This is a genomic window from Halomonas sp. SIMBA_159 (genome assembly GCF_046536035.1).
GTDB lineage: Bacteria > Pseudomonadota > Gammaproteobacteria > Pseudomonadales > Halomonadaceae > Vreelandella > Vreelandella venusta_A.
The window spans coordinates 1-20,362 of record NZ_JAWJBT010000027.1 but is presented as its reverse complement, the minus strand read 5'-3'; the positions used below and the strand labels follow the sequence as shown (position 1 = coordinate 20,362).

Sequence of the window (20,362 nt, the reverse complement as noted above, 5' to 3'; positions counted from 1 at the left end):
TATAGGCCATCACGGCGATTTACTCTATGGACAGTATCGAGCGTTAATTTCTCCCTCACGCCACACCAGTAACTCTCCTGGCACCATCCGCTGCCAAGCCTCATTTTGCGTTAGCGGCTCGGTAGCAATCACCGAAACAATATCGTGAGTCGTTGTATGCTCAATGAAGTTGACTGTTATCTCTGCATCCGATAACTCCGCCTCACCAAAGGGTGCGCGCCGGGTAATATGCGCCAGCTTGGTGGAGCAGTAGCTATAAAGATAGACGCCGTCAGAAAGGAGTAAATTAAAAACGCCCAGCGCTCTTAGCTGTTCACACAGCCCATGCAGTTTTTTCCACAGCGCTTCAGGGCTAGTCGGCAGCTTAGGAAATGCCCGACGCAGCTCACCCATTATCCAGCAAAACGCGTGTTCGCTATCCGTGCTTCCCACTGGGGTATAAACCCCCAGAGGCAGCGTTTGCCAGTCACTCAGCTGGCCATTATGCGCATAGCACCAGGGCCGCCCCCACATTTCACGGGTAAAGGGATGCGTATTGGCCAACCGCACGCCGCCCACATTCGCTTGGCGAATATGGCTGATCACCACATTGGATTTAATCGGGTAATCACAGATCAAGCGCGCAATCGGCGAATCCACGGAAGGATGGGGGTCTCTAAATTCGCGATAGCCGCCCTCTTCATAAAAGGCAATGCCCCACCCATCGCGGTGTGGGCCAGTGCCCCCACCGCGATGTAAAAAACCGGAAAAACTGAAGCAGATATCGGTGGGTACATTGGCGCTCATACCCAGTAACTCACACATTGGCACACTCCCTTGATGCCCGTCGCATTAGCGGATGACCGGCTCGCGGCGCCGAGTGGGCTGTGGATCCTCCTCCACTTGGCGAGGTGCAGGGGTATCATCGACCCGAGCCGGGCGACGCCACCACCAGAGGACTATCCCAATCCCAGCACCGACGGCAACACCCAACACTAACCAGAGCAACCCATTGCGCAAAGCACTCGCGCTGTGCTCGAAAAAACCAACGGCCGCTACCATGGCAGAAGGTGCCCATCCGCTGTAAAACTCACCCTCTTCAATCAGCGGCAGTCGATAGCTGGCTGGCATCCACATCGCACCGGCCACGCCCCATGTCACGATAAGCCGTGGCAAACGCGGCAAAAATGCCATTCCAAAGTAAACCGCTAGCAGCACCAGCAGCGAAAGACCGTAATAACTGAGCCACAGCAGTGACATTGAGTCTGCAAACAGCATAATACCCCTCATGTGGGTGGAAGCACCCGACGTTGATTTCCCGTTATGGTACCTATCAATTTATGAAAGCACAGCCTGGTATGCACGAAGGCTCGCCCGTAGCGCGCTATTATCGCGCCGATGACCCTGAATGGCACTGGTTAGAAGACCGCGAAAGCGCTGATGTCAGCGATTTTCTTACCGCGGCAAACCAGCAGCATGCCGACTGGTTTGCACCGCTCTCGCCCCTGGCGGACACCCTCTACCACTCGCATTTAGCGCGCCGTGAATTGGCGGTGAAAAGCCTAGAGACAGCGCTTGACTACTTTACGTTCTGGAGCGAGACCGGCGCTGAGGATGATTACCCCTGCTGGTGGCGCTACCCGAACGGCCAACCTGAGCAAAAAAGCTGTTTTTTTGACGTTCGCGAGCGCGCCGCCGAGCAGCCGTTCTACGATATGGGTGATATGGCGCTCTCCCCGGATGAGCAGTGGCTCGCCTGGACCGAAGATACCCAGGGCGACGAACGCTTTACACTCTGGTTAAAAGCGCTGCCTAACGGCACCCCGCGCCAACTGCTTAGCGATATCGGCCCCAGCGTTTGCTGGGCAGAAGACCAAACTGCAGACGGCGCCACGCTGCTGTTTACCCGTTTCGATGATACCCAGCGCCCTGACAGCTTATGGCGGCTATGGGTCGCGTTCGCAGAACATGCCCCTATGCAGACACCGACCCTGGTGTTACACGAGGCAGACCCAGAATTTTGGGTAGGCGTGGGTAAGACGCGCTCTAAAGCGTGGTTGATCATCGAGAGCGGTTCAAAAGATACCACCGAAGTTCTCGCCCTGCCTGCCGACCAGCCCGAAACACCCCTCGTTTGCCTGCATGCCCGCGAGCCGGGCGTGGAAGTCAGCATTGATCATCGGCCAGGGGTCTTTTATCGCCTGCACAACCAGACGGGCCCCCACTTTCAACTGGATATGCGCGCCGAAAGCGATAACGCCAGTTGGCAGCCGCTGATTGCGCATCGCGATGACGCCACGCTGGAGGGGGTTGATGCGTTTGAGTGGGGCTTGGTACTTGCTGAGCGAAGCCATCAGGATGCGCAGGTACTGCTGCGGCGCTTGGAGCTGGATAGTCACCATCAAACGCTGCTTGATAGCTACATTGACCTACCCGAAACGCCCTGTTCACAGCTGCTGGAAGACTCGCCACACTTTAATGCGCGCACGCTGCACCTGCGCGAAGAGTCGTTTACCCGCCCACCGAGCTGGTATGCCTTAGACCTTGATAGCGGTGTACGCACGCTGTTAAAACAGGTGCCCGTTCACGGCAATTTGGCGCCTGAACAGTTAGTTAGCCGCAGAGTATGGGCCACCAGTCACGATGGCGAGCAAGTCCCGGTATCGGTGGTCATGCGAGCAGACTTGGCAGGCCAGCCACTGCCCACCCTTTTATACGGTTACGGTGCTTACGGTGAAGCGCTGGACCCCTGGTTCTCGATTGCCCGCCTAGAGCTACTGGAGCGCGGCGTGGCCTTTGCTGTAGCCCATGTGCGCGGCGGCGGTGAGCGCGGCGAACCGTGGTACTTAGCAGGCAAGATGGCTCATAAAGAGAACAGCTTTCACGACTTTTTAGCCGCCCGTGAAGCGCTTGTGGCCACCCATATCAGCCAGCCTGAGCGGATAGTCGCCTGCGGTGCCAGTGCAGGCGGGTTGCTGGTGGGCACTTGCATCAACCGTGCGCCGGAGGCCTTCTGCGCGGCGGTGTTGGATGTGCCTTTCCTGGATGTGCTGCGCACCATGCAGAACCCAGAGCTGCCGCTCACCACCGCCGAGTACACCGAGTGGGGTAATCCTGAAGCACCCGATGTGGCTGAACGCATCGCCGGTTATTCCCCCATCGACAATATTCGTGAGCAGCATTACCCCGCCCTGTGGATTGAAGGCAGTTGGTTCGATACCCGGGTTAGCTACTGGGAACCCGCTAAATTCTACGCCCGAGTGAGTCAGGCACAGCAAGGGGCTGCACCTACTCTGCTACATACCGATATGAGCAGCGGCCACGGCGGCGCATCGGGAAGGTTTAAGGCGTGGCGCGATACCGCTCGCCAGGATGCGTTTATTCTGTGGGCACTAGGGCTAGCGGAGGCGTAGTCGTCGCGGGAAGTGCATTCGTCAAGGCCTCAGTAAACTCCCTAAACGCTTGCTGAGCCCCCTGAATGACCCAGGGCCATGAGTCTCGTGGACACATGGCCTCGGCAAATTGCCAAAAACCCGCCCACGCGGCGGGTGTAAGGGGCATTTCGGAAAAAAACCGGCTCGGAATCTGGTCACCCAAAGCACGCTTGGCGTGGCAGGCAATCGCCTCGCCCCCTAAACGTGAACCCTCGTGCACGTAGAGCATGCCGACCATTTCATACAGGCTGGCAGGTGCCGAGAAGCGCCACGCAGGAAGCACCGGCTGACCTAGCTTGCGTAAATCGTGGCCCAGCAACGGCTCTCGCAGCGTCAGCGTATAGTGGCTCTTATACTCCACTATCGTCTGGCTGAGCGTACGCTCAAGGCCTGCAGCCGCAGGGTACAGACAGGTAAGCGCCGCCCCATAGATTGCCCTGTTAACATCGGGGCGGAGGAGATAACGCAACGCCGGATGATGATCCACACGATGATGGTCAGCTTTCGTCGCTTGCCTTAGCTGCTGCGCCAGTGACCCATCGTCTCTACTGGGCATCGTGGCTCCACGGCATGCTCTTAGCTTGCTGCAATAACGCGCGCAGCTTAAAGAGATAAAGACGAGTGCTCGCGGTCCAGGGCCGGCTATACCCAAGGCGCTGTTCAACCCAGGATTCAAAGGAACGTCGTGGTGAAACGACGCTTCCACCGTCCCGATAATCCACAGGCTTATCAGGATTTCCTCCCCACGTCACATCGTAAATATGCTCTAAGCGACACAGGTACAAGTTGACGGAGTGATGCTGGTCTAATGGCAGGTCGCTAATTAAAGCGACTCCTGCTACTTCGCTTAGCGGCATCTCAGCGCAATCGCGTTGAAGGCAATCGCTCATCCAGATGTTCGAAGCTTCATTTGCTGCCTGCTGCGCTACGATATTCATCGCGGCGGGCGTCAAGCCTATCCCGTGCTGATAATACTCTTGGCCCATTTGAAGCATCACACCATCGGCTCCAAAGGTCTCCATTAACCATTCGCTCAGCTCTTCCCAAGCGCTTTCCAATTCGCCATGGCGCATCAATACCGCTTTGGCATGATCAAAGTGGCGCTGCAATCCATCAATCACCTGCTGGCGTCGGCGCGCTTTGAAGTCACGCAGGCGTAAATTAAATCCTTCGCTCAGCCCTCGCATCGCTTCTAGTTCGCTGACCGTTAACTGCCGTGGAGTTGCTGAATGGCAAGAGATCAACGCATCAAGCTCTCCGGCTTGGATGATGGGCAGGGAAATGGCTCCGCCCACCCCCATATTGGCCATGTACTCTAAATGAATCGGCGAGGCGCTGCGTAAATCGACATAGCTTAAGTCAGGCGTCGCATCCGCTTTGGCGGAATAAATCGGCACGGGTGCAGCGGTGGCATCAGGAATCGTGCGCCAAGGGTTTTTCAAATAGAGTTGGCGCGCAATATAGGGAATGTCGCTGGCGGGAAACCGCAGCCCTTGATAACTACCCGTGACACCCTCGCGACATGCCTCAGCAAGTACTTCTCCATCGCCCTCAGGCATAAAGCGGTAATAAAGTACCCGATCAAAACCACTCAACGTCAGCAGGCTATCCATCAACGTTTGACACTGAGCTGCCAGCTCATCGGCACTCTCAGGAACTGACGCTGCCCCACTAACGGCCACCATCGGCGCAGAATGGGCGTCGACAGGGTAAAGCTCATATATCCATCCGCTGCCGTGATGGCTTGTCACAACAACATCGAACTCTTGATGCGGCATATCGCACTGGCCAACGTAACGCTCGCCTGGGCTGAGTTCAGGCAGTGCCGCAGTAATGTCGTGCAAAAACGCAGGAAGCGGATACCCAAGTGCAACATGGGCCTGTGGATCGGTTAACAGGCTATCTGCATTGGCCGATACATGGGTCACCTTACCTGTCGAATCAGTGATCACCAGCACACCATGGGGCTGGATCGCCCCAGAGAGATGCAGCTCCTCCTGCTCACACTGATGAATAAAGCCACGCGACTGGGTCATAAAGAGGCATCCTGCGGAGTGTGATCGCTGGCGTCGGCAACAATCACTGAGGTGAAATCATCCAGCGCTAAGGGCATAGAGAGCAAATAACCTTGGACAAAGTCGCAGCCATTTTCAATTAGCCAAGCCAGTTGGGCAGGCGTTTCTACGCCTTCGCCCACGGTACGGATACCCAGCGCTTTGGCCATACCCAGAATAGCAAGTGCAATGGCTTGATCTCCGCCATCTTTACCACCTAGCCCGTCCACAAAGCTCTTATCGATTTTCAACTCGGCTAAGGGCAGCCGCTTTAAGTAGGCAAGCGATGAATAGCCGGTACCAAAGTCATCCACTGCCAGCTTAATACCCGCTTCGCGCAGCTTTTCAATATTGCCTAATGCTGAGCTGGAGCGGTCTACCAAGGTACTTTCAGTGATTTCAACTTGAATCAGCGAGTACGGGACCCGGTACTGTTTCAAACAGCTAAACAGGTGCGTAATAAACCGCTCTTCTTGAAAGCTGCGCGCTGACACGTTCATGGCAACAGGAGGCGGCGTTAACCCTTCGTCTCGCCATTTAGCAAGCTGACGTACCAAGAGCAATGCCACGTAACGGTCTAGTTCCAGAATCAGCCCTGTCGCCTCTGCCACAGGAATAAAGTCAGCGGGGCTCACTTGGCCAAGCGTGGGGTCGTGCCAGCGCAACAGCGCCTCTGCACCGGATAAACGGCCCTCCTTCACGCAGACAAATTTTGGCTGGTACACCAGATGCAAGCGGCCATGCTCCATGCCTTCACGCAGGGCATGCTCGATCGCGACATCACGCATCAAGCGCGCTTGAAGCTCCGGCTTGAACAGCTCAAAACGGTCACGGCCATTCTCTTTGGCACGGTACATGGCCGTATCGGCAGCTTTGGTCAGCCCGGCAACATCGTCACCATCGTCTGGGCAGAAGGCTAAGCCAATGCTGGACGTAACAAACAGCGCATGTCGGCGCACCTCAAAAGGTTTAGAGAGTGCCTCTACAATGCGTTTAGCGACCTGTTCAGCGCCTTCGATGGTGGTATCCACCAGAATAATCGTGAACTCGTCTCCTCCCAAGCGAGCGACCGTATCCATATCGCGTACAAGCTCTTTAAGCCGGTTGGCAACTTGGATAAGAAGCTCGTCGCCCACATCGTGGCCGAGCGTGTCGTTAATACTCTTAAAATTATCCAGATCCAAAAACATGAGTGCACTTAACTGTTCGCTACGTTTTGCATGCGCAATCGCGACTTGCAAACGGTCTTGGAACAGCGTGCGATTAGGCAACCCCGTAAGAGAGTCGTGGGTGGCTAAATATTCTGCCTGGCGTTGAGACTCTTTAATGTGGGTGATGTCGGAAAACACCGCCACGCACAAACCGTCATCGTGACTATCGGGTGCTATGAGATTCAGCGTTAACCACTGAGAAAACAGCGTGCCGTCGCGGCGCTTATTAAACACCTCACCTTGCCAATAACCGTGCTGTTGCACGATATCCCACAAGACATAGCACGTTTCAGGCGTTTGCACGCCGCCCTGATTTTCGTCTTCACAATACAGTAGTGGTAGCGCAGGCCGACCTTCGACATCATTCGCAGGATAGCCCGTAATACGGCTAAATGCGTTATTCACTGACTGGATATCACCTTGAGCGTTAATCACCACAATGGCTTCTCCCGCCTGCTCAAATACCTTGGCAGCGACCAGCATCTCGCGCTCCGCGTTCTTACGCGCGGTGATATCCTCTGATTCGGTCAAAATGAGATAAGGGTGGCCTTGATCGTCGCGCAACACTTGGTGAACAGACGATAAAATACGCGAGCCACCATCTTCACGGTGAAGCACGTGTTCTGCCTCGACGATCTGCTGGAAACGTACCGCCTCCATATCTCGCGCCCACACCGAACCTGCGTAGGCATCGTGGAAAAGCTCAAATACATTACGCCCTATCAATTGCTCTTGGCTAAGGCCAAACGTATTTAAAAACTGAGGATTAGCAAAGGTATAGCGCCCGTTAAGGTCTTTCAGCGCAATCATTACCGTGCTGTTCTCCATCAGCGCATGCAGCTGGGCTTGGGACTGTCTGAGCTTGGCCTGTACCTGGCTAAGGTCGGTAACATCCATTAATGTTACTACCAGTATTTCTACCTCACCCAGCTGGTTCACGCCCGGGGTAATCAGTCGCTGCAATAACCGGCCCTCTAGTTCCAATACGCTCTCTTCTGGCGTTGCCTGCTGCGACACGTTTATCAGCGTCTCTTCAAGGTCATCGAACACAGGAGGTAAACGTAGGCCCGATACATGGCGCAATAGCGCCGTAGGTCGCACATTGAACGAACGTGCTGCAGGCGCGTTATAGCGCTTTAAGCAAAAGTCGTTATCAAACACAAGCAGGGGAAAATCCAGCGCATCATAGAGATACGTATACTCATCGTTGAGCTTACTGAGTTCACCGGTTTTAACATTTAGCTCTTCATTCAAGCTGATCAGCTCTTCGTTCGTGGCTTGCAGCTCTTCATTTGAGGCCTCGAGTTCCTCATTCGTCGCCTGGAGCTCTTCGTTAGACGCCTGGGCCTCTTCGTTGAGTGACTGCATCTCCTCATTAGCGGTGGCTAGCTCTTCAATCAGCGACTGCAGGTGCTCACGAGTGGCTTCAAGCTCATCTTCCAGGCTTTCCATACCATCGAGCTGCGGCGGCTCCATGAGCTGATCAAGCGGCACACTGACAGGCTTTTCACTCTCGACAAGCGGCGTAAGCACCATCAGGAGGCGACGATCATCATCTTGGGCGGTAAGGCCGCGAACGCTTAATCGCCACCACTCATTCTCAAAGCGCCGGCGTCGGCCTAGCTGTGGGGCGCGCTGCTTATTAAACTGATGTAGTAGTGACATCAGTTCGCCACGAAAGGGATCAATCATGACATCTTGGATGCCCACCTGGGTGCGCCCGGCCGGAAAGCGTAAGAAGCGCTCCACATCCCCTGCCGTGTGTTGAACATTTCCCTGTGCATCACACAGCGCGACAGTGGCCCCCATATGCGCCACTAGCGCATCCAGCAGCTGCTGCATATCGCGATCACGGCGCTTTAAGGGGGAAGACACCCGCTTAGCCGTTGGGGTTTGTTCAATTAGCTCTCGGCTTTCCCCCTGCTTGATAAACAGGCGTTCACGCCGGTCCAAAGGGGTAAACAGCGCTTCCGAATAGCCCACGCTTTCAGAACGGCCCAAAAAGAGCGCGCCTTTGACTTTCAGACCAAAGTGAAAACGCTGCAGCACTTTAGACTGCAGCTCATTATCAAAATAGATCAATACATTACGGCAAGTAATCAGGTTTAAGCGTAAAAACGGCGGGTCATCCACTAAGTTATGCTTAGCGAAAACAATCATATCGCGGAGGGTCTTATTCACCTCAAAATTTTGCTCATGCGGGGTGAAATAGCGCTCTAACAAAGAGGAAGGCAAAGCCTCTAGCGCTGCCCCTAAATATCGCCCACGCCGGGCAATATCCAGCGCGTCTTCATCAATATCCGTGGCAAAAATCTGCACCACGACCTGACTATTCAGTGTCCGCTTTGCTTCAACAATTAACAGCGCAATGGAGTACGCCTCTTCACCCGTGGCGCAACCGGCTACCCATACCCGCAGAGGGCCGGTGTCTGCCTGCTCTACCATGGGATAAATAGCTCGCTTTAGCGCATCAAATGCACTGGCGTCGCGAAAAAAAGCGGTGACGGAGATCAAAATATCTCGCCCCAGCTGTTCAAGCTCAGCGGGGTTATTTTCTATTAATGCAACGTACTGCTGCATATCAGTGATGTTGGTAGCGACCAAGCGGCGGCGGATACGGCGGCTCAGGGTGCCCGGTTTATATCCCGAAAAATCGAGATTTCGACGCTCTTTTAATAGCGTCAGTAAGCGCGGAGGCACATCGACCTGGTTACCTTCCAGGCTGGCACACTCAAGGCGCGCAAGCTCTGCCAACCGTGAGCTCATCACTTCTGCATCAAGGATATAATCAATCACGCCAGCATCAATCGCCGATTGCGGCATACCGTCATACTTGGCACTTGAAGGCGTTTGCACCATTGTAATGCCGCCCGCAGCCAAAATAGCGCGAAGGCCCGCAGTGCCATCCGACCCGGTGCCCGAGAGTACAATCCCTACAGCGGATTCTTGGGCATCACTGGCAAGCGAGGTAAAAAAATCATTCACCGACGGTTTAGGTACCACGTGAGGGAGTGCGGGAGCGGTGTAGAAAACACCCTCTTTAATCGTGGCGTTCGTGTTGGCGGGCACCACATAAATAACGCCCGCTTCAGGGCGCTGGTGGCTTTCAAGCCGCGTCACCCGCAACCGGGTTTCACGGCTAAGAATATCCACCAGCATACTCTTATGGGTGGGCGAGACATGCTGCAGCACTACGTAGGCCATCGGCAGTGCAGGGTCAAGCGGGCGAATCAGTTTCGAAATAGCTTCGAGTCCGCCCGCAGAGGCACCAATACCCACCACAATCGGCGGACCCAGTGCGGAAGTTGCAGCAGTCATGAAGTTCCTTTGCTAATCGAGAGGTGTCTTTTAATTCAGTTTACACATCTCGTTAGCAAAGCTATATGGCAGAACCCAATAAGACACCAAGGCAATATTTATTGAACATTTATTCGTTAAGCGTAACTGATGTATGAGCGAGCTGGCGTGATGGAAGTACGTCAGACGTCGGCGCAGCAGGCAGCTTGAAACCACTCACTGCATCGAGAAGCACATCGGCTGTTTGTGAGAGTCTTTCTGCCATTGCGTGCGCGTCACGCACCGAGCGGTTTGAGCGCTCCAGGGCATCATGTATCTCGGTCACACTATGCTCCAGCTCATCAATACCCTGATGCTGTTGCTGTAGTGCGCTATCCATAACGCCTAATCGTTGGGCCACATCACCAAACGACTCGCTTAGGCGCTGAGTCGTATCACTCGCCGCGCTGCTTTGTGCAACCCCTTTGCTGACGTGCTCAGTGATCGCCACCACGTTGTAGCGAATTCTCTCGGCCGTTTGCTGAGTATTACCCGCTAATTTACGCACCTCATTGGCCACCACCGAGAATCCACGGCCCTGCTCACCGGCACGGGCGGCTTCTACGGATGCATTTAATGCCAACAAATTGGTTTGAAAAGTGATGTGATCTATTTCTGACAACAGATTGCCAATCTGTTCGGCCTGCTTAGTTAACAGACGCATCATCTGCTGAAACGCCTCTACCTGCTGATGATTTTCCTGCATGGCAACGTCCGCCTCTTTCACCAGTTGCCTTACATGGCGAGACTCCGTCGCCGTATCCCGCGTAATAGATGCCAGCTGCGTCGCGTTAGCCGAAATACGCTCAGTCTGATTCACATTACGTGCAATCTGCTCGCTCAGATCATCCTGGGCACGAAATAGCTGCTCGCTAAGTGTGTGAGACGCCTGGGCCGCCAACTGGGTTTGGCGCAGGCTATTGGAAACCTGATCACGCATCTCCTGAACAGCCGCTACGGCGGGCAAACGCAGCTGTGACGCGCTAAAACTCATATCCAAGCGCCCGCTGCCTGCCTGATGGGCAAAGCGGCTAACATGCAGCCCTTCAGCCACCATGCGCGACAAAACGCTGGCCAAATAGCCCAACACAACAACCTGAACCACCACGGCACCGCCATGCATCAATAGGCATAAAAAAAGTTCATACCCGGAGTGAGTATCATGAAAACCGCTCCCCACCATGCCACTGTAAAGCTGCACATGCCCCAAGTACTGTAACCAGCTAAACAACAGGTGATGTAGCGCAACCACAAGACCACCAAAGGCAATGACCCGCCAGTCGCTATAGAGAATCAATGCCGCCAGCAAAATAAAGATGCTAAAGTGCGCCTCAATTAAACCGCCACTCTGTTCAATCAATACCGCAGACCATCCCATCATCACCGCGGCTTTCACAAAACCGTTTACCGGCTTGCCTGGCAGGCGCTTTTGCAACCAGGCTGTGAACGGCAGTGTCGCCACAGCAAATGCGGCTGCTAGCCAAAACGTGTCAGTCGCCACCCCCACCACTAAGCACAGCACGCTAATCAAGCCAATCGGAAGCCACATAAAACGATCAGCATGGGCTATGTGGCTTGCAAACAGAGCTTGGGACATAAGTCTCCTTCAATGAGAAATCCCCAAAAGGGAAGCTGGATTGATAGAGAACCCCAGCAATTGCGGACTATAGAAACCTTAAAAAACTTTTTCAATACTGAACATTACACGCTTATAACAAAAGGGTATTGTACGCCGTCCCTTACTTACGACTTACTGCGCCTTGCCAGCCGGACTATTCGCTGAGACTATTCAACGTAACCGCACTCCTCAATAGTCATATTCAATTCCACCTTGCTTCAGATGATTTTGCCCTGATGGATGTAAACAATCGTGAGTTAGCGCTGCAAACGGGCCTACTGATGCTGTTGACCACCACCGTGATTATCGGTGGCGCTAGCCTCGTTTTTGGAGTGACGCCAAGCCTACCTCAGCCCCAGGCGCTTGCTATTTTGCCCGACAGCTCTCTTGTGATTCTGCTCTGCGGCCTGGGGCTAAGCGCCGTGATGGCCAACATACCGCAGTGGCGAAAAGTCGCCAGCGTAGCGTTGTCAATGCTGGCGTTCTATACCCTGACACATAATGTATTGACGGGCGGTGTTGGCATTTCATGGCTCAGCGGCCAACCGCGGCTCCCCAGCCAAACGGCGCCCATCTTGATGTTAGCCGCTTTTTGTTTGTGGGTAGGTCCACAAGGGCCTTGGCAACGCCGAGTGTGGCAAATCGGTGGCGTTGTGTTGTGGATCATCGGCTGCATTACGCTGGCTTATCATACAGGCATCGCGATTCCCGCTTGGCTACCCAGAGCCAGCGCCCTACTTCCTGGGTTGCTCTGCTTTTCATTTGGCCTCGCCATGATCATGGTCAGCCGACACATTCCGCATCTCGCCGCTTCATTGAGTAAAGCCGCTGTCGCTGCAGGTATCTTGGGCGTTGCGCTCAGCATGAGCGCCTGGTTTTTGATCAGCTGGAATCAGCATGAGACAACGCGCTCTGAAGCACAGAACACCCTAGCCAGCGTCACGACCAGCATCGAGCGAACGCTGACCTCACGCGCTATCGTGCTTGAGCGTTTAGCCGAACGTTGGCAAGGCGTGTTTGAAGATGAGCCGTCCCGTCAACGGGAAGTGATTCGCTACTGGAATGACTACCCCAGCATCCTGGCCTTGGCCTATTTCAACCCCTTGACGCAAGATGTATGGCGGCGTGCACAGCAGGGGCGCGATCTTCTATGGCTGGATGATCAGCTCGTCAGCTTGCCGGTATTACGCTGGCTAAACCAGCAGCAGCAATCCGTGCAATGGCTATTCCCTGACCCCGAACGGCCTAATCTTGCGCTAATGGCGTTAAAGCCTTCCGCCGAGCAGCGCTATCAGCTGGTAGCGGTCATTGATATCGCTTACCTGATGGCCAAAGAGACCCAGATTGCGGAACAGGCTTTCTCGCTATCAATCCGTCATCCAGGTGGCGACATTTTCTCCTCTGGCACCGTACTAGACGCACAGGAAACAGTGCAAGAGAGCACTCCCCTGAGCGAGCAGCAACTTGGATTACCCGGCGGAACAGCACTGCATTTAAGCCTTTGGCCCCGCTCTTCATCTGCTTTTGAGCTGGCCAATTTCATTGCCGCGGGCATCGGCATAGCGGGCCTACTGCTCACCTACCAACTGGTACTGAGTTTCGCCTTGATCGCAGCCAGAGCACAGCGCACACGAGAGCTGGCCAAAGCCAAAGAGGCGCTGGAAGACCAGCACCGTATTCAGGCCATGATTGCCCGCGACGAGCCATGCAGCGCCACGCTATTACAAATTTGTCGCTTCTTGGAGCAACAAAACCCCCACTTCCATGCGGCTGTATGGCGACTGGAAAGCTCTGCGGCCTACCGAGTAGAGCTGCTCTCCTGCACCCTGCCCTTTGGCTTGCAAGAATCCATGCCATTTAACGAGAGCGTCATTAAACTGGCTAGCGAACTGCACCAGCAGGAGGAAACGACAGTTAGCTTGACACTAAACACCGCCTCTTCGATGACCTTTAGCCAGTTGGCCGCCCAGCATGGCTACGCTAACGCCATCGTGCATATTTTAAGCAGTGGAGATGCCTTGCCGTTAGGGGCAGTCGTGTTACTGTCAAAGCAGGGGCAGGCACTTTCACAGAGCCAAACGTCCTACATTGAGCCATCGCTACTCCGCAGCGCGCTGCGTTTAATGAGCTTGGCCATTGAGCGCTATAACCATCAGCAAACGCTGCAAGACAGCGAGCAACGCTTTCGCTCACTGTTTACCCAAAACCCTGACGGCGTTTTCTCACTAGACGTGGATGGCTATTTTCTCAGCGTTAACCAGTCGCTATTAACGCTGCTGGCCATTAGTGAAGCCGATATTATCGGCAAGCACTTTTACACCCTGCTACCGACCGAGCAGCGTTCATCGATTAATGAAGTGTTTAGCCAAGCGCTGACCGGGGTCTCTCAGCGCTTCGAGATTGAGATCACCAGCCATGCTGGCCACACACACTACGTTGATATCTCTTTTCTTCCTACCGTCGTGATGGACAACGTCGTCGGTGTGTATGGCGTTGTTAAAGAGATGACCGCACTACGCTTTAACGAAGCACAGCTACGCATTTTCCAACGCAGCTTAGAGGCCAGCAGTAACGGTGTTTTAATCTGTGAAGCCCGGAACGATGACTTCCCGATTATTTACGTGAACCCCGCCTTTGTAGAGATTACCGGCTACGATCTAGCCGACGTACAGAATCGTAACTGTCGCTTTTTGCAGGGCCCAGATACCGACCCACAACAGGTTCAAGACATTCGCCGGGCGTTCCTCCAGCAGCGCGATATTAGCTTAACCATCCGCAACTACCGTAAGGATGGTCGCGCTTTTTGGAACAATATCTTTATTTCACCCGTACGCGCTCAAGACGGCCAAGCAACACACTTTGTGGGCATCATCAACGATATTTCTGAACGCAAAGATCACGAGAATGAACTGGCGTTTCATGCTACCCACGATGCACTCACCGGGCTTGGCAACCGTGCTCTGTTTGAAGACCGTTTAAATCATGATGTGGATTTAGCAAAACGTCATCAGCAGCAGCTGGCGGTGCTGTTTATAGACCTGGATGAGTTCAAGCCCATCAATGACACGCTAGGCCACGCCATTGGCGACCAAGTACTCATCCACGTAGCGCGGCGCCTGGAGGAGGTTATTCGACCCTCTGACACGTTGTGCCGATTTGGTGGAGATGAGTTTGTGCTGTTACTCCCTGATTTGGATGCTCCACATCATGCCCAGGAAGTGGCCGAACGCTTGCTGCTGGAACTGGCGCAACCTTATCGGATAGACCGCCACGAGCTTTATCTGTCGGCCAGCATTGGTATCGCACTTAGTAATGAAGCGCTTGAAAACCCAGCGGCTCTGCTTCAGCAAGCGGACATGGCGATGTATAAAGCCAAACAGCAGGGGCGCAATACGCTGCAAACATTTACCCATGACATTAACCAAAAGCTGACTCAACGGGTAACGCTACGTAACGACCTTCAGGAGGCCATTACACAGGAGCAGTTTGAGCTACACTATCAACCACTGCTCGGCCGTGACGGCAGCGTACAGGGCTTTGAAGCCCTGGTGCGCTGGAACCATCCGGTGAAGGGTCCCATATCGCCAGCACTGTTTATCCCGATCGCAGAAGAAACGGGGCAGATTATCGGCCTAAGCCAGTGGGTGATGGAACGCGCCGCCAAAGACTTTTTAAAGCTCCAGCTACTGCTGCCAAGCCACTGCCGTATGGCAGTTAACCTCTCGCCCATGCAGTTTCACCGCCCCAGCTTTTTAAGCTCGCTGCGTAAAACGTTGGAAGTAACCGGTTTGCCGCCCACCGCGCTAGAGCTTGAACTCACCGAGGGCATCTTGATGAATGACACGGATGCCGCGATCGATACGCTACATGCACTGCGGGGCATGGGCATTAGTATCGCGATTGATGACTTTGGCACAGGGTTTTCTAGCTTAAGCTATTTGCGCCATCTACCGATTGATAAGATCAAAATAGACCGTAGCTTCATCCTCAACATTGATGAAAGCAGCAAAGATGCGGCGGTTGTTCAGGGGATCATTGCCTTAGCGCACCACCTAGAGCTTAATGTGGTCGCTGAAGGCGTTGAAACCAGTAGCCAGCAGCATCAGCTATTGGCGCTGAACTGTGATGTATTACAAGGGTATCTATTTGCCAAACCCATGCCCTATGAGTCTCTCACCCACTGGTTGCAAAATCACACGGCTACCCTCCTTGGCTAGGCCCCGTTCATTACCCCCTTATTAAACAGCGCTTTCGGCGCTGTTTTTTTTCGCCCATAAAAATATATGAAAATATTTTCCACAAAAACTTTGCACCGCTGCTTTTATGCGGCATACTAGCCATAAGTTTTATATACCAACGTCTAACTATTTACGACGAGGCACACATTATGAATCATCAAGAACAGTTCCCGACTATCTGGGACACACCGCTAAAACCTTCGACCCAAAAAGCGACAAAAAAAGCAGCGGTCAAGCCAGAGCACTCCCCTCTGAAAGAAGTCTTTTTGACCATTTGGGACAGTGCAAAAAGCAAAACCGCCAGCTAACGAATGTTAGCCAGCGGTTATCGCGTATGCCAAGGAGGGCAGCGCTGCAGATTAATTTCTGCTTAAGTCATCGGAATGACGGCAATGATATGCTCTTCAAGATACTTCTCTGGCACTTTATCTTGAGACACAGCAAACCCTCTCACGCTGATGCCTTTTCGATGAACTCGTTCGGCGTCATTACTGAGCAGCGGATGCCAGCCAGCTAGTTTGCGCCCTTCTGCTACGCGTCGGTAACCGCAGGTTTGAGGCAGCCAGGTAAACTCTTTTACCAGCGCAGGCGTCAGCTGCGTGCAGTCGGGCACGCTATCAAAACGATTTTCATAATCGCTGCACTGGCAGCTATGCGTATCGAGCAATCGACACGCCACGTTAAGAATGGCCAGCTCCTGCGTCTCATCATCGTGCAGCTTGAGCAAGCAGCACTGTCCGCAGCCGTCACACAGCGCCTCCCACTCTGGCTGGGTCAGCTCTTCAAGCGTATAGCGTTCCCAAAAGCGCTCGCGTAACGCGGTTTCCATCGTCAATTACCTCGGTATAAACATGGTTGATACTGGCGAAAGCTTCGCCCTCACCTCAGCCCACGGCACCATCGCTGGTTAACGTTTCACAGCACTCCGCCCACAAGACGCTGAAATGTGCTTCTAACGCTGCGTAATCGTCGTACAGCCAAGGCACCAGCTCCGCAAGACGATTAGGCCCTGTAAGGCGTTGCCCCAAACCTGCTACAGCACGGCATGTAAAATCAAAATCAGCGTAACGGCGTAGCCAGTCTTGCTCAACCATGACGGGCATCATCGTGGTGAGACGCTGAGGAGCGGGTTGTGCGCTCAACAGCTGATAGCAACGCTCAATCAGTTGATGCTGATCGGTGCCTGCTTGCTGACGCGAAATGAAGTGGTCCCACACAATATCCAGCGCGATGCCTGCATAGCGCCGCTGGGCCTTTGGAGCACGCTGTTTGGCCATCACAACGCTCGGGTGCTGGTCTACCCAGGCATCTACCCGGCGATGATGTCGAATGCCACGGGCAACGCTTAACGACCACGCAGCAAGGTCACTGCCTTTCACACCATCGGCAATCAAATTACCGTATAAAAAGCCATCGTCGCCCGCATGAGCTAACCAGGCATGGGCCAGAAAATTCATACCGGCGCTGCTACCATCATCCAGAACGTGCTCACGAGCAGCCTACTGTTTGCGCACGATGAATGTCGAGTAAATAGGGCTCTTTAGCAGGCGGCATCTGTAAGTAAAACCCTTGCTCCTCAATCGCCGCGATGACATCGGCTGCATTGACACGAGCCAGCGTTTTGTCCGCCGTCAGAATCATCGTCAGCACAGGAACGGGCTTACCAAAGGTTTCCATCAGCGCATCAGGCACTGTTTCGGTGCCCTTACGCTTATCAACGTATAGGTACATTTCGTCTTTACGCGAGCTTTTCAAAATCTCGCAGAGCAGTTTGTCGCTCATTAACACAACTCCTCAAGCGCTTGGTGGATCGCCTGCGTCAAGCAGGCATCGCGCCAACCACTCAGTTCCATTAAGGGCTGATGATCCAGACACTGCATCACCATGGCTTCAATATCGCGGCGGCGCAGCAGCATTTCAGGTGCAATATTGAGTGCCGACGCTTGGCTGGCAACTACCCCTTTAATTGCTTTGAAGCGCCGTTTAAAAGCAGGCTGCATGGGGTCTGGCCACCGAGCGGGCAGCTCACTTTCTGCGCAGTGCTGAGCCTGCTTGACCAATGCGAGCAGCGCATCGCCCTCTTTTTTGACCAGCGGTGGCTTAACACCCTCAACTTCCGCGAGTTCATAGCGGTTTTTGGGCATTTTTTCGGCCACCGCAAACAGCAGCTTATCGCTCACCAACCAATTACGCGGCAGGTCGCGGCGGCGTGTTTCCCCCTCCCGCCAAATGGTCATGAGGCGGTAGGCTTCTAATTGACGAGGCGCCAGACGCCATAGCTGGCGCTGGCGGGTATACCACTGGCCATCGTTTTCTACGCTGCGCCCTGCTTGCTCAATTAAATTAGCGCAATCGCTATCCAGCCACTCCCGGCGACCTAGCTCGTCGAGTTTCTCCGCCTGAAGCGCCCACACTTTTAACAAGTAGATCACATCTAACGCCGCGTACTCACACTGTGAAGGCGTTAACGGGCGCTCCAGCCAATTAGAGCGTGTCTCCTCTTTTGGCAGCGTCTCCCCCATCCAGTGTTCAACGAGTTTTTGGTAACCCATCCCCGGCGTTTCGCCCAAAAAGGCTTGCGCCACCTGGGTGTCCACCAACGGCGAAGGCAACACACCGGCCCAGTGCTGAAACACTTCCAGGTCTTCACTGCAGGCATGAAGCAACTTTACCGCGCTATTTTGCAACAGCGCTTTAAACGATTCTGTGCAGGGCGTGGATAATGGGTCGACTAAATACGCTACTTCGTGGCTGGCAAACTGGATAAGCGCCGGCACGGGGAAAAACGTATTTTCACGAAAAAACTCGGTATCGAGGGCAATAACACTGGCACCGGCAACCTGTTCACAGGCGGCGTCTAACGCCTCGGCACTATCAATCCATTGATATAAAGAGGAAGTTGAAGAGGACAAAGCAGTCTTCCGGGTTGGCACAACCGCATCAGCGCTTGCGTTTATTATAAGTGTTAGTCGCTAGCAAAGGGCTGGCGACCGTTAAAAGCGCGGCTGAGCGTACCGCCGTCCACGTACTCCAGCTCACCGCCCATGGGTACACCATAGGCAAGGCGAGAAAAGGAGACGCCGTAATGCGCAAGCTGAGAGGCGATATAATGCGCTGTCGCCTCACCTTCTACCGTAGGATTTGTAGCGAGCACCACTTCGTGAATATTGCCTTCAGCCACACGGCTTTCGAGCAGGTCTAAGCCAATGGCATCTGGTCCAATACCGTCTAATGGCGAAAGATGACCGTGTAGCACGAAGTAGCGACCCTGAAAGCCACCCGCTTCTTCAATGGCTAGCTGGTCTGCGGGTGATTCGACCACGCATAACAGCGCATCATCGCGGCGCGGGCTTTCACATAGCAGGCAAATATCGGCTTCCGTTAGCGTGCGGCAACGCTGGCAGTAACCGACTTTTTCGATTGCCTGCTGAATCACCGCCGCTAACCGTTGCCCACCAGGGCGTTCACGCTCTAACAAATGCATGGCCATGCGCTGGGCCGTTTTTGGCCCAACGCCTGGCAGCACGCGAAACGCGTCCATTAACTGCTCAACAAGCGGAGAAAAACGCATCGTTTAGAACGGCATCTTAAAGCCGGGCGGCAGGTTCAGGCCCGCCGTTGCTTCTTCCATTTTCGCTTTGGAGTTCGCTTCGACTTTACGTACGGCATCGTTCACCGCTGCGGCCAGCAAGTCTTCAAGCAGCTCTTTATCTTCTTCTAGAACGCTAGGATCGATGGTGACATCAATGACATCGTGACGTCCGTTCATGGTAATTTTCACCATGCCTGCGCCAGCTTCACCATGCACTTCGGCTTTGGCAGCTTCTTCCTGGACGCGCTGCATTTTTTCCTGCATTTCTTGGGCTTGCTTCATGATGTTGCCCATTCCGCCTTTAAACATGCGGTGTTCTCCTAAATTAATAAAACGAAAAAAGGTAGCCGTAGGCCATTAAGAGCGTGGCTCTGGCGTTGGTTTTACGGTTGACTCAATTAGCGTAGCCCCAAACACCTGCTGTAACTTTTTAATATTGGGGTCGTGATGCAATAGATCAACGGCCTGCGCATGGCGCTCTTGTTGAAAGCGCTCTTCCTGCTGACGCGGGGTCTCTAGGCTGGCATCAAGCTCAGCCACGCGGAACTGAACCCTTCTCGGCATACCAATGCTTTTGAGTGCGCGCTCAATGCGCCCATTATGGACATCGGCCTGCATGGCGGACTGGCTTGGGTCCAATAACAGCACTAGCACGTCGCCATCATCGCTTTCTAATTGGCAGTGCGCTGCCAAATTGCGGGTTAGCCCGCCCAGGCCTAACGCATCAAAGCAGGCCAGCCATGCGGCATGATTTAGGCGATCACCCGAGACAGGGGCCTCAACCGGCACAGCAGGTGCCGCAGTCACCGTAGAGCTGGGAGCAGGCTCTGGCTCTGGCTCTGGCTCTGGCTCTGGCTCTGGCTCTGGCTCTGGCTCTGGCTCTGGCTCTGGCTCTGGCTC

16 protein-coding genes are annotated in these 20,362 nt (G+C 54.1%); 3 read left to right on the top strand and 13 right to left on the bottom strand.

Translation table 11 applies throughout. From position 1 onward, the window contains the following. Positions 1–24 precede the first annotated feature (24 nt). Entirely contained in the window at positions 25–804 is a 780-nt protein-coding gene (locus tag R0J87_RS16185; protein ID WP_498887444.1) for a class II glutamine amidotransferase, read from the bottom strand. Between the two features lie 27 nt (positions 805–831). Continuing rightward, complete coding sequence (locus R0J87_RS16180) at positions 832–1,257, bottom strand: hypothetical protein (RefSeq protein ID WP_498887442.1); 426 nt, start codon at positions 1,255–1,257, stop codon at positions 832–834. Positions 1,258–1,319: 62 nt separating this feature from the next. Here R0J87_RS16180 and R0J87_RS16175 point away from each other — a divergent pair, with 62 nt between their 5' ends. After that, positions 1,320–3,392 (top strand): S9 family peptidase, encoded by a 2,073-nt coding sequence (locus R0J87_RS16175; protein ID WP_498887441.1) that lies wholly within the window; start codon positions 1,320–1,322, stop codon positions 3,390–3,392. Here R0J87_RS16175 and R0J87_RS16170 read toward each other — a convergent pair. The 4 genes from R0J87_RS16170 to R0J87_RS16155 form a co-directional block, all read right to left on the bottom strand. Further along, positions 3,358–3,969 (bottom strand): biliverdin-producing heme oxygenase, encoded by a 612-nt coding sequence (locus R0J87_RS16170; protein ID WP_498887439.1) that lies wholly within the window; start codon positions 3,967–3,969, stop codon positions 3,358–3,360. The two genes, R0J87_RS16175 and R0J87_RS16170, sit on opposite strands and share 35 nt — an antisense overlap. Next, positions 3,959–5,449, bottom strand: a complete 1,491-nt coding sequence (locus tag R0J87_RS16165) for a GAF domain-containing protein (RefSeq protein WP_498887437.1) — start codon at positions 5,447–5,449, stop codon at positions 3,959–3,961. Before R0J87_RS16165 ends, R0J87_RS16170 begins: the two co-directional genes overlap by 11 nt. After that, entirely contained in the window at positions 5,446–9,996 is a 4,551-nt protein-coding gene (locus tag R0J87_RS16160; protein WP_498887435.1) for an EAL domain-containing protein, read from the bottom strand. Before R0J87_RS16160 ends, R0J87_RS16165 begins: the two co-directional genes overlap by 4 nt. A 109-nt stretch (positions 9,997–10,105) precedes the next feature. Further along, the gene (locus R0J87_RS16155) at positions 10,106–11,611 is read right to left on the bottom strand and encodes a methyl-accepting chemotaxis protein (protein ID WP_498887434.1); all 1,506 of its coding nucleotides are present in this window, start codon (positions 11,609–11,611) and stop codon (positions 10,106–10,108) included. A 257-nt stretch (positions 11,612–11,868) separates the two neighbouring features. On the opposite strand from R0J87_RS16155, the gene R0J87_RS16150 reads away from it, so the two are divergent. Together R0J87_RS16150 and R0J87_RS16145 are read left to right on the top strand one after the other, a co-directional pair. Beyond that, a complete protein-coding gene (locus R0J87_RS16150; RefSeq protein WP_498887432.1) occupies positions 11,869–15,849 on the top strand; it encodes a putative bifunctional diguanylate cyclase/phosphodiesterase in 3,981 nt (1,326 codons plus the stop codon). 170 nt (positions 15,850–16,019) lie between these two features. Next, a complete protein-coding gene (locus R0J87_RS16145) occupies positions 16,020–16,178 on the top strand; it encodes a hypothetical protein (protein WP_498887430.1) in 159 nt (52 codons plus the stop codon). Between the two features lie 62 nt (positions 16,179–16,240). On the opposite strand, the gene R0J87_RS16140 is transcribed toward R0J87_RS16145, so the two are convergent. The 7 genes from R0J87_RS16140 to R0J87_RS16110 form a co-directional block, all read right to left on the bottom strand. Further along, entirely contained in the window at positions 16,241–16,699 is a 459-nt protein-coding gene (locus R0J87_RS16140; RefSeq protein ID WP_498887428.1) for a YcgN family cysteine cluster protein, read from the bottom strand. A 55-nt stretch (positions 16,700–16,754) separates the two neighbouring features. Continuing rightward, positions 16,755–17,327 (bottom strand): acyl carrier protein phosphodiesterase, encoded by a 573-nt coding sequence (locus R0J87_RS16135; RefSeq protein WP_498887427.1) that lies wholly within the window; start codon positions 17,325–17,327, stop codon positions 16,755–16,757. 31 nt (positions 17,328–17,358) lie between these two features. After that, positions 17,359–17,652 (bottom strand): YcgL domain-containing protein, encoded by a 294-nt coding sequence (locus tag R0J87_RS16130; RefSeq protein WP_498887425.1) that lies wholly within the window; start codon positions 17,650–17,652, stop codon positions 17,359–17,361. Then, positions 17,652–18,782: a ribonuclease D gene (rnd, locus tag R0J87_RS16125; RefSeq protein ID WP_498887424.1), complete on the bottom strand. Its 1,131-nt coding sequence runs from the start codon at positions 18,780–18,782 to the stop codon at positions 17,652–17,654. Before rnd ends, R0J87_RS16130 begins: the two co-directional genes overlap by 1 nt. 53 nt (positions 18,783–18,835) lie before the next feature. Beyond that, entirely contained in the window at positions 18,836–19,441 is a 606-nt protein-coding gene (recR, locus tag R0J87_RS16120) for a recombination mediator RecR (RefSeq protein WP_498887422.1), read from the bottom strand. Between the two features lie 3 nt (positions 19,442–19,444). Next, on the bottom strand, positions 19,445–19,771 hold the full coding sequence (locus R0J87_RS16115) for a YbaB/EbfC family nucleoid-associated protein (protein WP_404345305.1): 327 nt from the start codon (positions 19,769–19,771) through the stop codon (positions 19,445–19,447). A 48-nt stretch (positions 19,772–19,819) separates the two neighbouring features. Beyond that, positions 19,820–20,362 (bottom strand): DNA polymerase III subunit gamma/tau C-terminal domain-containing protein (locus R0J87_RS16110; protein WP_498887421.1); only part of this gene is annotated, 543 nt, incomplete at its 5' end.